The organism is Pseudomonas monsensis (genome assembly GCF_014268495.2).
In the GTDB taxonomy this organism is placed as follows: Bacteria; Pseudomonadota; Gammaproteobacteria; order Pseudomonadales; family Pseudomonadaceae; genus Aquipseudomonas; species Aquipseudomonas monsensis.
Genome location: NZ_CP077087.1, coordinates 6,067,835 through 6,083,180, shown reverse-complemented (window position 1 = coordinate 6,083,180; position 15,346 = coordinate 6,067,835). Strand labels below are relative to the sequence as shown.

Annotated in this window: 9 protein-coding genes; 6 read left to right on the top strand and 3 right to left on the bottom strand. The window is 59.7% G+C overall.

Annotated features, from left to right (window positions below; translation table 11 throughout):
• Positions 1 to 1,327: 1,327 nt before the first annotated feature.
• The 3 genes from HV782_RS26930 to HV782_RS26920 all read left to right on the top strand — a co-directional run bounded on the left by HV782_RS26930 (position 1,328) and on the right by HV782_RS26920 (position 8,127).
• Positions 1,328 to 4,780, top strand: a complete 3,453-nt coding sequence (locus HV782_RS26930) for a GMC family oxidoreductase N-terminal domain-containing protein (RefSeq protein WP_186748735.1) — start codon at positions 1,328 to 1,330, stop codon at positions 4,778 to 4,780.
• A 208-nt stretch (positions 4,781 to 4,988) separates the two neighbouring features.
• Positions 4,989 to 6,857, top strand: a complete 1,869-nt coding sequence (locus tag HV782_RS26925; RefSeq protein ID WP_186748734.1) for a c-type cytochrome — start codon at positions 4,989 to 4,991, stop codon at positions 6,855 to 6,857.
• 25 nt (positions 6,858 to 6,882) lie between these two features.
• Entirely contained in the window at positions 6,883 to 8,127 is a 1,245-nt protein-coding gene (locus HV782_RS26920) for a metallophosphoesterase family protein (RefSeq protein WP_186748733.1), read from the top strand.
• Between the two features lie 122 nt (positions 8,128 to 8,249).
• Here the strand turns inward: HV782_RS26920 and gbca are convergent, their stop codons facing one another.
• Complete coding sequence (gene gbca, locus HV782_RS26915; protein ID WP_123469387.1) at positions 8,250 to 9,545, bottom strand: glycine betaine monooxygenase oxygenase subunit; 1,296 nt, start codon at positions 9,543 to 9,545, stop codon at positions 8,250 to 8,252.
• Between the two features lie 284 nt (positions 9,546 to 9,829).
• Here gbca and gbcB point away from each other — a divergent pair, with 284 nt between their 5' ends.
• Positions 9,830 to 10,930, top strand: a complete 1,101-nt coding sequence (gene gbcB / locus HV782_RS26910) for a glycine betaine monooxygenase reductase subunit (protein WP_007962605.1) — start codon at positions 9,830 to 9,832, stop codon at positions 10,928 to 10,930.
• 212 nt (positions 10,931 to 11,142) lie between these two features.
• Positions 11,143 to 12,284, top strand: a protein-coding gene (locus HV782_RS26905) for an IS3 family transposase (RefSeq protein ID WP_225931040.1) whose coding sequence is annotated in 2 segments (ribosomal slippage) — positions 11,143 to 11,404 and positions 11,404 to 12,284 — 1,143 coding nt in all. Because the reading frame shifts where the segments join, the coding sequence is not laid out codon by codon here.
• 94 nt (positions 12,285 to 12,378) lie between these two features.
• Here the strand turns inward: HV782_RS26905 and HV782_RS26900 are convergent.
• Both HV782_RS26900 and HV782_RS26895 read right to left on the bottom strand, forming a co-directional pair.
• Positions 12,379 to 13,203, bottom strand: coding sequence for an SDR family oxidoreductase (locus HV782_RS26900; protein ID WP_186746486.1), 825 nt, complete (start codon positions 13,201 to 13,203; stop codon positions 12,379 to 12,381).
• A 195-nt stretch (positions 13,204 to 13,398) separates the two neighbouring features.
• The gene (locus HV782_RS26895) at positions 13,399 to 14,439 is read right to left on the bottom strand and encodes a threonine aldolase family protein (RefSeq protein WP_016986284.1); all 1,041 of its coding nucleotides are present in this window, start codon (positions 14,437 to 14,439) and stop codon (positions 13,399 to 13,401) included.
• A 126-nt stretch (positions 14,440 to 14,565) separates the two neighbouring features.
• Between HV782_RS26895 and HV782_RS26890 the strand changes: the two genes are divergently transcribed.
• Positions 14,566 to 15,276 (top strand): TraX family protein, encoded by a 711-nt coding sequence (locus HV782_RS26890; RefSeq protein ID WP_186746488.1) that lies wholly within the window; start codon positions 14,566 to 14,568, stop codon positions 15,274 to 15,276.
• The last annotated feature ends 70 nt before the right edge of the window (positions 15,277 to 15,346 follow it).

The following is a 15,346-nucleotide window of genomic DNA, read 5'->3' as shown; positions in this document are numbered from 1 at the left end:
TTAGCCAAGCTTGAGTTCACGTTAGTCATTCAGGTCGATGTATCTCGAACAGGCGACTGTGTCGGCTCCCTCTCCCTCCGGAGGGAGCGGGGACTGATCAGAGGGGATTGGCCATCTACATAGACCTGCGACTGCACAGTGACCTTGACTTAGCCAAGCTTGAGTTCACGTTAGTCATTCAGGTCGATGCATCTCGAACAGGCGACTGTGTCGGCTCCCTCTCCCTCCGGAGGGAGCGGGGACTGATCAGGGGGGATTGGCCATCTACATAGACCTGCGACTGCACAGTGACCTTGACTTAGCCAAGCTTGAGTTCACGTTAGTCATTCAGGTCGATGTATCTCGAACAGGCGACTGTGTCGGCTCCCTCTCCCTCCGGGAGAGGGCTGGGGTGAGGGGAGCGGTTTACCCACAATCCCTGTTGGCGGATCTGTGGATAACGTGTTCGCCCCTCCCTGCATCCCGCGCCAATCAAGGCCTGCAGCCATCCGCTCAAAAAACAACCAGCCTAAGTCGCGGTTTTTTCTGGGTTTTTCAGCTGAATAACTCGGCAAGTTGCCCCCAATCTCTGTTGGCGCTTCTGTGGATAAGATGTTCGCTATACGCTGCGAGCCTTATAGATCGTGGCTTGTAGAGAGTTGATTAAAAAACGATCAAGTACCCGTGAAAGACCGGCGAATCTTCTCCAGACCCCCGGATTTTCACACGCTGCAGCGCTTTTCCACAGACCCGCAAAACTTACCCCCGTTCTCTGTTGGTGCTTCTGTGGATAAGGTGTTCGCCATCCTCTACACGCCTTGCAGAACGTGCGTTACAGGCTGTTGATCAAATTCTGATCAATCGTTGGTGCAAAGCCTTCTTCTGCATAAGTCACGCTTTTTCTTCACAAATCAGCGGGTTATTTTCGGCTTCATCCACAGTTACCCCCATTTGCTGTGGGTGGCTATGTGGATAACTTGTTCGTCGAACCCTGCAAGCCGCGCCGGCCATAGTCCAAACGGCGATTGATCACATTTCATACAGTTCTAAATCGTCGCCTTGACTTCGAAACCTGCGCTGTCTTCACTGCAATGGCACAAGGACAGCCGTTACTTATCCACATCAGGTTCTGGGAGAACGCATGATGGATAGCCGCCCACGCCGCCATCCCCCCTCGCCACGCAAGCGCACGTTACGTCGTGCGGCCAATCAACACGCTCGTCTGTAGCGACTTCTGCTCCAACCGCTGTGCTGTCGCCGGGTTCGTCTCGGAGACCAGGTGCCCGTTCGCCCATTGATTGCAGGCAACCGCAGAGTTGCCCCATCTGCCTGAGAGAGGAACACCCTCATGACACGCATCGCAACGTCCATCAGCGAAATCAAGGAACACTACGACGTGATCGTCATCGGCTCCGGCTATGGCGGCGGCATTGCTGCGTCGCGCCTGTCCCGGGCCGGCAAGCAGGTGTGCCTGCTCGAACGCGGGCGGGAAATCCAGCCCGGCGAATATCCCAATACCATGATTGCCGCGACCGAAGAGCTGCAGGTGCATGACCCGGATGGCCATATCGGTTCGCGCACCGGGCTGTTTGATTTGCACGTCAATGCCCAGCAGAACGTGGTGGTCGGTTGTGGTCTCGGCGGTACGTCGTTGATCAACGCCAACGTGGCCCTGGAGCCTGAGCCCGGAGTGTTCGATGACCCGCGCTGGCCGCAGGCGGTACGTGAACATCGCGATACCTTGCTCAAGGACGGTTATGCCCGTGCCCGGGAAATGCTCAAGCCCAATCCGTACCCGAATAGCGCACCGAACCTGCCCAAGCTCGACGCCAACAAAAAGTCCGCGGACTACCTCAAGCAGGGCGCGCACTTCTACAAGCCGCCGATCAACGTGACCTTCGACAAACTGCCGAACAACCTCAACCACGTCGGCGTCGAACAGCTGCCGTGCAACCAGTGCGGCGACTGCGTCTCGGGCTGTAACAACAAGGCCAAGAACACCACGCTGATGAACTATTTGCCGGATGCCTGGAACCACGGCGCGGAGATTTTCTGTCAGGCCGAGGTGCGTCATCTGGAGCGTGACGGCGACGGCTGGATCGTGCATTTCCAGTATCTCGACAGCGGGCGTGAGAAATTCGACGCGCCCACGTTGTTCGTGAAGGCTGACATCGTCGTGGTCTCTGCCGGCACCCTCGGCTCCACCGAGATTCTGCTGCGCTCGCGCGACAAGGGGCTGGTGATGTCCGGCCAGCTCGGCGAGAACATGAGCGGCAACGGCGACATCCTCGGCTTCGGCCACAACTGCGAGCAGACCATCAACGGCATCGGCTTCGGCGCGCATCCGGCCAAGGAAATGCAGCCAGTCGGCCCGTGCATCACTTCGGTCATCGACATGCGCACCGAAGGTGACTGGCGCAGCCGCATGGTTATCGAGGAGGGCTCGATCCCCGGCGCACTCGGCCGGCCGATGGTACCGGCCATGGCCGGGTTCGCCGAAATGATCGGCAAGGCCACCGATGACAGCTTCAGCGGCAAGGTGAGGTACAAGGAGCGCGAAGCCGAAAGCTTCCTGCGCGGCCCGTATTACGGCGCGCTGCACAACATGCAGACCTACCTGATCATGAGCCACGACAGCGGCCAGGGCCGGATGATTCTCGACAACAAGGACCAGTTGCGCATCGACTGGCCGGGCGTCGGCGAGCAGGAAAACTTCAAGCTCGGCAACGAACGTCTGTACCAGAGCACCAAGGCCTTGGGCGGGGTCTGGGTGGAGAACCCGATCTGGACCAAGCTGCTCAAGCACAGCATTGTCTCGGTGCATCCGCTGGGCGGTTGCGTGATGGGCGAGGACGCCGGGCAAGGGGTGGTCAATCACAAGGGCCAGGTGTTCAGCGGCGCGGCCGGCACTGATGTCTACGCCAGCCTGTACGTGACTGACGGCGCGGTGATCCCGACCTCGCTGGCGGTCAATCCGCTGTTGACCATCTCCGCTGTGAGCGAGCGCAACATGGGCCTGCTCGCCGCCGACCGTGGCTGGCACATCGACTACACGCTGCCGTCGGCACCGCGCAAACAGGTGGCACCACCGACCCTCGGCGTGCAGTTCACCGAAACCATGAAGGGCTATTTCTCCCGGGCCTTCACCGCCGCGCAAAGCACCGATCTGAAGGTCTACGAAGCCGCGGCCAAACGCGGCGAGGCGGACAATTCGCCGATCGACTTCACCCTGACCATCACCGCCAACGACCTCAACCGGATGATCAAGGAGCCGGAACACGCCGCGACCATCGTCGGCACGGTCAACGCCCCGGCGCTATCGCCGCAACCGCTGACCGCCAGCAATGGCGTGTTCAACCTGTTCGAGCAATTCGAGCAGCAGGTCGACACGCGGCACATGAAATACGACATGAAACTCAGCGCCGAGGACGGCAGCGACTATTTCTTCAGCGCCTTCAAGACCGTGCCGGAAGACAACGGCGTGCTGAACATCTGGCACGACACCAGCACCTTGTACGTGACGCTGTATCGCGGGCCGGACAAGTCGGGCGAGGTGATCGGCTCCGGGGTTATGCACATTCATCCGACCGATTTCGCCAAGCAGATGACCACCATGAAAGTGCTCAACGCGCGCAACGAGCGTGAGCGTATCGAAGGCCTGGCGCGCTTCGGCAAGTTCTTCGCCGGAATTCTCTGGGAGAGTTACGGTGGGGTCTTCGCTGGCGATATCTACTTCAACCCCGACGCGCCGCCACGCTTGAAACGGCCGCTGGATGCGCCGACCCCGGCGGTGCATTTCTTCCCCACCGAGGACGGCGTCGAGCTGCGCCTGACCCGCTATCAGGCCGGCAGCAAGGGCCCGGTCATGCTGGTGCACGGCCTGGGTGTGGGGTCGAATATCTTTTCCACCGACACCATCCAGACCAACCTGCTGGAGTTCCTGTGCAAGCACGACTACGACGTCTGGCTGCTGGATTTTCGCGTGAGCATTCTGTTGCCGGCGAGCAAGAAGGAATGGAACGGCGACCAGATCGCCCAGTACGACTTCAAGGCTGCCATCGCGCAGATTCAGCGGCAGACCCAGGCCAAAGACGTGCAGTGCGTGGTGCATTGCTACGGCGCGACGACTTTCTTCATGTCACTGCTGGCGGGGCTGCAAGGCGTGCGTTCGGTGGTCTGCTCGCAGATTGCCGCTGACACCGTGGTCGCCACCGCCACCGGACTGAAGGCCGGGCTGCACCTGCCGGGGATGCTCGATGCAATCGGCATCAAGTCGATGACGGCCTACGCCGACAGCAAGGAAAACTGGTTCAACCGGCTCTACGACAAGGCCCTCAATGGCTATGCGCGGATCGAGGCACAGGGTTATTGCACCAACCCGGTATGCCACCGCATCACCTTCATGTACGCCTCGCTGTATCGCCACGACACCCTCAACGAAACCCTGCACGACAACCTGCACGAGCTGTTCGGAGAGTCGAATATCGAGACCTTCGAGCACCTGGCGCTGATCGTGCGCAAAGGGCACCTGGTGGATTTCAAAGGCAACGATGTGTACATGCCGCACTTCGACCGGCTGACGATGCCGATCTGCTTCATCAGTGGCGCCGACAACCAGTGCTACCTGCCGGAAAGCACCCTGAAAACCTACCAGCGCGTCTGCGAAGTCCATGGGCCGGAGCGTTACAGCCGGCATGTGGTGCCGGGCTATGGCCATATCGACTGCATGTTCGGCAAGAACGCGGTGGTCGATGTCTATCCGATCATCCTTGAACACCTGGAGAAAACCGCCCTCGGCTGACACCTGTGATTGATCTTTTGTGCAGAGAAAGTCCTTTGTGGCGAGGGGATTCATCCCCGATGGGTCGCGCAGCGGCCCCAAGTCAGGCCGCGCGGTGTTTCTGACAAACTGCAGGCGATAGTTTGCGACTGCTTCGCAGCCGATCGGGGATAAATCCCCTCGCCACAGGAATGGGTTCGATCCAGTTATGTAAAAGGAAATGGATGATATGGAAAGCTACATCCGCTGGTTTCAACGCTTCATCTGGATCGGCATTGCGATGAACATGGTGTTCGCGATCCCCGCGCTGTTCGCGCCGGGGTTGCTGACATCGGTGGTCGGTCTGCCGCCGCAACTCTCCGACCCGTGGCTGGAAAATGCCGGGATGCTGCTGGTGGGCATCAGCGTGTTTTACATGCCGTCGGGCTTCAACGCGCCGCGCTACGTGGTGCATTCCTGGCTGTGCGTACTGACGCGACTGATCGCGGTGGTGTTCTGGATCTATCTGATCAACACCAGCAGCCAGGGCTCGGTGTTCGTGCCGATGTTGATGGGCGATCTGAGCTTCTTTCTGATCCTCGGCATTCTGTTGTACCTCGGCACCACGCCCGCGAACCGGCCATGGGCATTGCTCTGCGATGGCTGGCGTGAGTGGCGCGCGGCCTGGGCGCGGCAATGGCAAAGCCACGGCTTCAAGGTCGGCACTTTGGTTGTGCTGGCCGTCCTGGGTTTCATCGGTTACGAAACCTGGTACCAGATGCTGCGGGTGGTGCCGGAGCAGGAATACGCTTCCGACGAAGATCACTACAAATACGCTGCCATCGGCCTGGGCATCGAAGCACGGATCCCGTATTACCTGTTCGCCGTGCTGCCGCAGATGTGCCCGGAAAAAATGCCCAAACCCGGCGGCTGGGAAGTCTTCGGTTTTCTCTATGAGAACGGCAAGGATCTGCCGATCGGCATGGCCAAGCGGCAGGTCGGCTACCCGACCGTCGAGCCGAACTGCGCGCTGTGCCACACCGGCTCGTACCGGGCCAATGCCAGCGACGTCGCGGTCAACGTGCCGAGCGCGCCGGCCAATACCCTGCAACTGCAAGCGTTCCAGTGGTACGCCTACGATTGCGCCAGCGATCCGAAATTCACCACCGACGCGGTGATGGCGGCGATCAACGGCAAGTTCCAGCTGGGCTTTTTCGAGAAGCTCTACAACCGCTACCTGATCATCCCGATGGCGAAAAGCGCCTTGCTCAAGCAGAAGCAGGCCTACGCCTGGCAGAAGCTGCGCCCGCAACAGGGCCCGGGCCGCACCGACACCTTCAACCCGACGAAAATGGTGGTGTTCGGCTTCCCGGATGACTCGACCATCGGCACCGTCGACCTGCCGCAAGTGTGGAACCAGAAACCACGGGAATCGATGTACCTGCACTGGGACGGCAATAACAACAAGATTCACGAACGCAACTACGCCGCCGCGATGGCCGTGGGCGCGACGCCGGAATCAGTGCTGCCGCCGAGCTTCAACCGGGTGACCAACTGGCTGCTCGGGCACAAGGCGCCAGCGTGGCCGTGGGCACTGGATCAGGCGAAAGTCGCCCAGGGCAAACCGGTCTGGGAGGCCAATTGCGCCGGTTGTCATGATTTCGGCCGCGCCGACACCGGGCAGGTCACCACCAACATCGACCAACTCGGCACCGATCCGCATCGGCTCGACTCGTTCACCACCGGTCTGGTGACGGCATTCCACACCTTCAAGAAACCGCCGTTCGACTTCGGTGCGTATCGCAAGACCCAGAGCTACAGCAACACGCCGACTGACGGCATCTGGCTGCGCGCGCCGTACCTGCATAACGGGTCGGTGCCAACCCTGTGGGACCTGCTGCAACCGCCGGAAAAACGCCCGGTGGTGTTCTACACCGGCTCCGACGTCTACGACCCGGCCAACGTCGGTTTCGTCACCAGCGGCGCCCAGGCCAAAGCCTCGGCGGACTTCAAATACGACACCCGGCTGGAGGGCAACCACAACAGCGGTCACCTGTACGGGACGCAGCTGTCGGACGCCGACAAGCGTGCGTTGATCGAATTCATGAAAACCCTGTGAGCCCTTACGGATAGAGGATTACGCCATGTCAGCGGTCGGTCATCTGAAACACGAATACGACAAGGTCAAAGTGCGCATTCACGGCTTGTTCACGCGCATGGAAATGGCCTGGATGAAGCTCGTCAGCGAACTGGAGCCGCACGAGTTTCAGGCCATCATCAAGCTGCTGCAGCGCGGGCACGATCAGGCACAGTACGTGCTGAAAAACGGCGAGTTGCCGGACGACGAACCGAGCGTACCCTGGGAGCTGTCCCACGGCTTGTCGATCCTGCGCATCGGCGGTGCTGCGCCCTTGCCGCAGTCGAGTGATCAACTGCAAACCCGGGTGCTCAAGGACGGCAGCCTGCTTGGGTGTCGCAAGTGGGAACTGCTGGATCTGCTGTGGAGCGAGGCGCTGCTCAAATGGATCGAAAACCTGCGCCATCACGCAACCTTCGGCACCGACCCGGCGGTGGTGCAAATGGAGCGCGACGTGACCCTGGCCATCGCCGGCGATTGGGGCACCGGTCCCTTCGACAGCCACGCACCGGCGGTGTCGGTGGCCAACCAGATGCAGCTGGCGCAGGCGGATTTCACCATCCATCTGGGCGACGTTTACTACGCCGGCAGTCACTCCCAGGAGGACGTCGACATGGCCGGTTGGCCGATGGGCAGCCATGGCTCGTTCACCCTCAACTCCAACCACGAGATGTACAGCGGCGCCCACGGCTACTTCAAGGAACTGGCCAAGCGTTTTCCGGGGCAGCAGGGCACCAGTTACTTCGCCTTGATCAATGACGACTGGCTGGTGGTCGGGCTGGATTCGGCGTATGCCTCGGATGCGATGAACCTGTACATGGACGGCACCCTCAACGAACCGCAGATCCAGTGGCTGAAAGGCCTGCCGAAACGCAAGAAAATCATGGTGCTCAGCCATCATCAGGGCTTCGATATTTCCGGGCACAACAAGACTGCGCTGTATCAACCAGTGTGCGATGCGCTGGGGCGGGAGCCGGATTATTGGTATTGGGGGCATCTGCATAACGGCATCGTCTATGCGCAGCAGGGCGGTTTGCATGCGCGCTGTGCCGGGCACGGGGCGATTCCCTGTGGCAATGCCAGCGAGCTGAACGGACATTCGCGGGTGTTGTGGTCGGAGACGCAGGATGCCAACGATCCGGCGTATCCGCTGCGGGTGCTGAATGGCTACGCGAAAATCAGGTTGGTGGGCGAGGATATTTTTGAGGAGTTTATTGGCGAGGATGGATCGGTGAGGTGGTCATCCAAATAAGGCGGTGACTGGGCCGGCCTCTTCGCGAGCAAGCTCGCTCCCACAGTGGTCTGCGGTGTTAACAGAATTTGTGTACACCGCCAGTCCCTGTGGGAGCGAGCTTGCTCGCGAAGCTTTTGCTTTTAGCCCTGGACGGGAACGCCTTTGAGGTACGGCGCCGGCTCGGCGCCGAGGTTGCTCAGCATCCGCTCGCTGTACCAGTCGACGAAGTTGACCACGCCAAACTCATAGGTCTTGGAATAAGGCCCAGGCTGGTAAGCGGTGGAGTTGATCCCGCGCTGGTTCTCTTCGGCCAGACGACGATCCTGATCGTTGGTCGCGTCCCACACCTGGCGCATGCGCTCTACGTCGTAATCCACGCCCTCGACCGCATCCTTGTGCACCAGCCATTTGGTGGTGACCATGGTTTCCTGGGCGCTGATCGGCCACACGGTGAAGACGATGATGTGGTCGCCCATGCAGTGGTTCCACGAGTGCGGCAGGTGCAGAATGCGCATCGAGCCGAGGTCGGGGTTCTTGATCCGGCCCATCAGTTTCGCGCAGCCCTGTTTGCCGTCCATGGTCATCGACACGGTGCCCTTGAGCAGCGGCATGCGCACGATACGGTTGCGCAGGCCGAAACTGGCGTGGGCGTAAGGAATCTTCTCGGCTTCCCAGGCAGCGGCGGAGGCGGCGACGTGATCCTTGAACGCCTGATCGGCGCGCGGGTCGGTGACGTCGTCCCATTCCAGCAGGGTTTTCAGCAGTTCCGGGTGCGACGCGTTGCAGTGGTAGCACTCGCGGTTGTTTTCCAGCACCAGTTTCCAGTTGGCCTTTTCCATCAAGGTGGTGGTGATCGCCACCTTGGTGTTCTCCATGTCGTACGGTTCCATGTAGTGGTTCAGCGTCGACAGGAAGTCATCAATGGCCGGTGGATTGTCCGCCAGGCTGATGAAGATGTAGCCGCCGGCGGTCTTCACGTTCACCGGTTTGAGGCCGTACTGCTTCATGTCGAAATCGGCGCCCATTTCGGTACCGGCAAACAGCAGTCGACCGTCCAGTTCATACGTCCACTGGTGGTAGTGGCAGACCAGTTTGGCGACCTTGCCTTTTTCGCTGGTGCACAGGCGCGAGCCACGGTGGCGGCAGACGTTATGGAAGGCATGCACCACGCCGTCGCCGCCACGAATGACGATGATCGGGTTCTTGCCGACCTGCAGGGTCAGGTAGTTGCCCTTGGCCGGGATCTCGCAGGTCATGCCGGCGATCAGCCATTCCTTCTGAAAGATCTCCTGCATGTCGATATCGAACAGGCGCTCGTCGCTGTAAAACGGCTGTGGCAGCGAAAAGGTGCGCTCGCGCTCCTGGAGCATTTGTGCGGTGGCCTTGCGTGCGGGTTCCAGCGGATCGCCCAGGCTGATTTTTGCGGTGACGTCCATCAATGTGATCCTCGAGGCCATTCTGTGTGGCCGATGAAAAGTGGCTGATCAGGGGTGCTACGCAAGGTGTAAAGGATTCGTCTTGGTGTGAGGCGAGTGTGGGGCCGGCGCTGCCCGGAACCTTATCCATGGGCGACATGGTGCAATCTGTTCCCGACGCGCAACCCCCGGCGGTTGGGGGCTGGTCGCGATAAGTATGCCGATGTCGCGGATAGGTAAACGGGCGGTCCGCGCTATACGCAGAATCGCCACATGAAGGCCGACAGTCGGCCGTGGAGAACAGCATGTCCAACAGCTTCCTGAATCCGGTCACCACCCAGACCTGGGCCAATGGCCGACACATCGTCCGTTGCGTCAAAGTCATCCAGGAAACCTGGGACGTGCGCACCTTCTGTTTCATGGCCGACCAGCCGATCCTGTTCTTCTTCAAGCCCGGGCAGTTCGTGACCCTGGAGCTGGAAATCGACGGTCAGCCGATCATGCGTTCGTACACCATTTCCAGTTCGCCGTCGGTGCCGTACAGCTTCTCGGTGACCATCAAGCGCGTGCCGGGCGGCAAGGTCTCCAACTGGCTGCACGACACGTTGCATGAAGGCCAGGAGCTGGCGGTGCACGGGCCGGTCGGGCTGTTCAACGCCATCGACTTCCCGAGCCCGAAAGTGCTTTACCTCAGCGGCGGCGTGGGGATCACCCCGTGCATGTCGATGGCGCGCTGGTTCTACGACACCAACGCCAACGTCGACATGACGTTTATTCACAGCGCCCGCTCGCCGAAAGACATCATTTACCACCGCGAGCTGGAACACATGGCGTCGCGGATCGACAACTTCAGCCTGCACCTGATCTGCGAGAAGCATGGTCTGGGTGAACCGTGGGCCGGTTATCGCGGCTACCTCAATCACAAAATGCTCGAACTGATGGTGCCGGACTTCCTCGAGCGCGAAGTGTTCTGCTGCGGCCCGACGCCGTACATGACCGCGGTCAAGCGCCTGCTCGAAGCCGCCGGCTACGACATGTCGCGCTATCACGAGGAGTCCTTCGGCGCCACGCCACCGGAAGCCCGCGCCGATGCAGTGGAGCAAGCCGAACAGGCCGCCGAGGCGCCGGAAATAGATGCGGCGGATCTGCATCAGGTCGAATTCACCGCATCCGGCAAAAGCATTCGCGTGGCCCCGGGCGAAACCGTGCATGCGGCGGCGGCCAAGTTGGGCCTGATGATCCCGAAAGCCTGCGGCATGGGCATTTGCGGCACGTGCAAGGTGATGAAACTGGGCGGCGAGGTGGAGATGGAGCACAACGGCGGGATCACCGAGGACGATGAGGCGGAAGGGTTTATTCTTTCGTGCTGCAGCGTGCCGAAGGGCGACGTGCGTATCGAATTCTGATCGGTAACCCTCAACCCAGCCCTCTCCCAGAGGGAGAGGGGGCCGACCGAGGTCTCTGGCGTTCTACATCGACCTGAAAGACCTTATCGAGTATGGATTCGGTAAAGCAGTTTCACGTCGGCGTAATTCTCAAATATCCCCCAATTGATCTGGCTTAATGATTCTGGACACCCTTAAAGGGCGGTAATCTACGCCCAGCGAAGAGGTGGCATTTGACTAGACGATATTTTTCGACAGATTTCAAACGGGATGCAGCTTGCCTGGTTTTGGATAAAGACTATTCGGTGAGTGAAGCCTGCGAAGCAATGGGCGTCGGACCTACAGCACTGCGTCGCTGGGTTGAGCAGTTGCGAGCTGAGCGCAACGGTAAGACGCCTGAGAAGTCCAAGGCCATGACTCCTGACCAACAACGCATCCAAGAACTGGAAGCAAAAATCCGACGGATTGAGCGAGAGAAGGAAATCTTAAAAAAGGCTACGGTTCTCTTGATGTCGGATTCCCTCGATCAGTAAGGCTGGTCGAGGAGTTAAGCGAGCAATATCCAAGATCCGAGTTGTGTGGCGTGTTTGGTATCAACCGCAGCAGTTATTACGAGCGTCTGAAACAGCGGACAAAAGTGGATGCCGAGCGCGAGCGCCTCAAGATCAAGGCTGCTGAATTACATAAGCAAAGTCGCGGTTCAATGGGCGCGCGCAGCCTGTCAAAGGCGTTGTGTAACGAAAAGGAGTCGGTAGGTCGTTACATGGCTCGTAGCCTGATGCTCGAGATCGGATTGAAGAGCCAGCAACGACGCAGACATCGTTACAAACCTAGCGGCGCAGAGGCTCAATACGCCCCCAATCATTTGGAGCGTAAATTCAACGTTGAGGCGCCCAATCAAGTGTGGTGTGGCGATGTGACTTACATTTGGGCCGGTACTTACTGGGTTTATCTGGCTGCGGTACTAGACCTGCATGCCCGACGCATCGTCGGTTGGGCGATATCCAGAAGTCCCGATTCGGCTCTGACCTGTAAAGCGTTGAGGATGGCTTTCGAGTCGCGAGGACGCCCTGAAAACTTGATGTTCCATTCGGATCAGGGTTGTCATTACAGCAGCAAAATGTTCCGAGAAACGCTGTCGGAGATGCGAATAAAACAAAGCATGAGTCGACGAGGAAACTGCTGGGATAACGCCCCGATGGAACGTTTCTTTGGCAGTTTGAAATCTGAATGGATACCCAAGGTCGGTTATCGAAACGAAGATGAAGCCAGTAGCGATGTGCTGCGCTACCTGACCCACTATTACAATCGGATCAGGCTACACAGTCACAACGGCTATCGAACTCCGGTAGACATGGAAACCCTGGCGGCATGAAAAGGGATAAAACCCTATAACTGTGTCCAGGATCGTTTGACCAGATCAAATCAGTCCCCTCTCCCTTTGGGAGAGGGCTAGGGTGAGGGGCTTTTCAGTCGATAAACAAATCCGGCATCAGTGCCGCGGCGCTTTCTCGATCAAAGCGATATTGATCGAACTCAGCCACACCGCTCTCACGCAAAATCTCTTCATCAACCAACAATCGCCCAGTGATCTGCCGCCCGCTGCTGCTCAGAATCACATGCGCCGCATCCGCCATGATCGCAGGCGTGCGCGCCTGTTTGAACGACTCGCGATTGCCCAGCTGAAACTCGATCGCCGCTGTGGCAATCATCGTCTGCGGCCACAGCGAATTGACGCTGATCCCGTAACTGGCGAATTCCTCGCTCATGCCTACGGTCAGCATGCTCATGCCGTACTTGGTCACGGTGTAGGGGCTGAACTGCGCAAACCATTTGCTCGCCAGGTTCAGCGGCGGTGACAGGTTGAGGATGTGCCCGGCCGATTTTTTCAGATAGGGCAGGGCCGCCTGGCTGCACAGCAACACGGCGCGGGTGTTGATCTGGTGCATCAGGTCGAAGCGCTTGAGTTCGATGTGTTGCACGCCAGTCAGCTTGATCGCCCCGGCGTTGTTCACCAGCGCATCAATGCCGCCGAAATGCTCGTTGGCCTGGGCCAGTGCCTGACGCACGGCGTCGTCATCACGCACATCCACTTGCAGCGCCAGGGCCTTGCCGCCGGCGGCTTCGACTTCGGCGGCGACGCTGTGGATGGTGCCGGGCAGCTTGGCGTGGGGTTCGGCGCTTTTAGCGGCGATGACGATATTGGCCCCGTCCTTCGCGGCGCGCAGCGCAATCTCACGCCCGATGCCACGGCTGGCGCCGGTGATGAACAGGGTTTTGCCTTGTAACGACATGCCGATGCTCCTGCTTATTGTTAGGTGAGCGGAGGCTCGACAGACACTGTAGACCAAGTCTTTCTGGGCACGAGGAAGGAGGATTGAGGATGCTTGGGGGAGTGGCGGTTGTGGCAAGGGGATAAATCCCCTTGCCACAGGGGGATCCCCTCATGACAGGGAGTCCCTCACAGGGAGTTCATTTGCTCAAAAAAATCAGGCGGACATGACTTCGCGGATGTCGCGGGCCAGTTCGCGTACGCGTTCTTCTTCGGTGTCCCATGAGCACATGAAGCGCGCGCCGCCCTTGCCGATGAAGGTGTAGAAACGCCAATTCTTCGCGGTTAGCGCGGCGATGGCCGGTTCCGAGAGTTGCAGGAACACGCCGTTGGCCTGGACCGGGAACATCAGTTCCACGCCCGGGATGTCGCTGACCAGTTCGGCCAGCAATTGCGCGCAATGGTTGGCGTGGCGGGCATATTTGAGCCAGGCGTCGTTTTCGAGGATGCCGACCCACGGTGCCGAGAGGAAGCGCATTTTCGACGCCAGTTGCCCGGCCTGTTTGCAGCGGTAATCGAAGTCTTCGGCCAGTTTGTGGTTGAAGAACAGGATCGCTTCACCCACCGCCATGCCGTTCTTGGTGCCGCCGAAGCACAGCACGTCGACGCCGGCCTTCCAGGTCAGGTCGGCCGGCGAGCAGCCGAGGAACGCGCAGGCGTTGGAGAAACGCGCGCCGTCCATGTGCAGGTGCAGGCCCAGTTCCTTGCAGGTGGCGCTGATGGCGCGGACTTCTTCCGGGGTATAGACGCTGCCGACTTCGGTGGCCTGGGTCAGGGTCACGACGCGCGGTTTCGGGTAGTGGATGTCCTGACGCTTGAGCGCGACTTCACGAATCGACTGCGGGGTGATCTTGCCGTTTTCAGTGCCGGCGATCAGCAGTTTCGAGCCGTTGGAGAAAAATTCCGGGGCGCCGCACTCGTCGGTTTCGACGTGGGCGGTTTCCGAGCAGATCACGCTGTGGTAACTCTGGCACAGCGACGACAGCGCCAGCGAGTTGGCGGCGGTGCCGTTGAAGGCGAAGAACACTTCGCAGTCGGTTTCGAACAGGTTGCGGAAATGGTCGGCCGCGCGTGCGGTCCATTCATCGTCGCCATAAGCGCGCTGGTGGCCGTGGTTGGCCTGTTCCATGGCAGCCCAGGCTTCAGGGCAGATACCGGAATAGTTGTCGCTGGCGAATTGTTGGCTCTTGTCGGTCATGGCCGGCTTCCGTGGTCGAGACTCTTGTGAAGGCTCGTGGTCAATGATGATGCGCACTTTACCGAAGATCTTCCGGGGAGCACACGGGATGTCGCTGTCAGAAAATTACCAGTTTGTGGCCCGATTATGCACGTGACTAAACGCGACGGCGCGCTGGATTTACTCAAGTGGCTGGCGCTGCTGAGCATGCTGCTCGATCACCTGCGATATGTCGGGATCAGCGCCGATTGGCTGTATGTGCCGGGGCGGATGGCGTTTCCGTGGTTCTGCCTGGCGATGGCGGCGAATCTTGCCCGCGCCAGTGCGCAGAAGACCGAATGGCGCTATCTGGGCTGGTTGTTGCTGTTCAGCGCAGTGAGTGAAATTCCCTACCGTCTGTACATTCCAGATCCCGACACCTTGAACGTGATGCCCACTCTCGCGCTGGGGTTGCTGGTGGCGCGGGGCTGGCAGGATCAATCACTGATGTCGCGACTGTTGGGCATCGGAGCCTTGTTGCTGGCCGCGCTGTTTTCGCCGTGGCTGATGTTCGGTGTATTCGGCGTGTTATTGCCGCTGGCGCTGCTGCTGGTGTTCCGTCGCCCCTGGTATTTCAGCCTGCTGCCGGGGCTGGTGTGTCTGGCGGGCAATCAGTGGCAGGTGCTGTATGAGGCGGCGGAGTTCGGTAATGTCGTTGCAGTCCTCGGCATCGCGGCGTGTCTGATGGCGCCATTGCTCGGAATGTTCTTGTTGCGACACTCCAGTTCTATCCATCCGTTGCCCATGCGCCGCTGGGCGTACGCGCTCTATCCCGCGCATTTCCTCCTGCTGCTCGCCGTCCGCCAACTCTTTACATAACTCTGTGGGAGCGAGCTTGCTCGCGAAGAGGCCGTGTCAGTCAGCATCAGTGCTGGCTGACACACCGCTT

Excerpts from the sequence above, each read along its gene's own strand:
- HV782_RS26930 (WP_186748735.1), top strand. The coding sequence starts at position 1,328 with ATGACACGCATCGCAACGTCCATCAGCGAAATCAAGGAACACTACGAC.
- HV782_RS26925 (WP_186748734.1), top strand. The coding sequence starts at position 4,989 with ATGGAAAGCTACATCCGCTGGTTTCAACGCTTCATCTGGATCGGCATT.
- HV782_RS26920 (WP_186748733.1), top strand. The coding sequence starts at position 6,883 with ATGTCAGCGGTCGGTCATCTGAAACACGAATACGACAAGGTCAAAGTG.
- gbca (WP_123469387.1), bottom strand. The coding sequence starts at position 9,545 with ATGGACGTCACCGCAAAAATCAGCCTGGGCGATCCGCTGGAACCCGCA.
- gbcB (WP_007962605.1), top strand. The coding sequence starts at position 9,830 with ATGTCCAACAGCTTCCTGAATCCGGTCACCACCCAGACCTGGGCCAAT.
- HV782_RS26900 (WP_186746486.1), bottom strand. The coding sequence starts at position 13,203 with ATGTCGTTACAAGGCAAAACCCTGTTCATCACCGGCGCCAGCCGTGGC.
- HV782_RS26895 (WP_016986284.1), bottom strand. The coding sequence starts at position 14,439 with ATGACCGACAAGAGCCAACAATTCGCCAGCGACAACTATTCCGGTATC.
- HV782_RS26890 (WP_186746488.1), top strand. The coding sequence starts at position 14,566 with ATGCACGTGACTAAACGCGACGGCGCGCTGGATTTACTCAAGTGGCTG.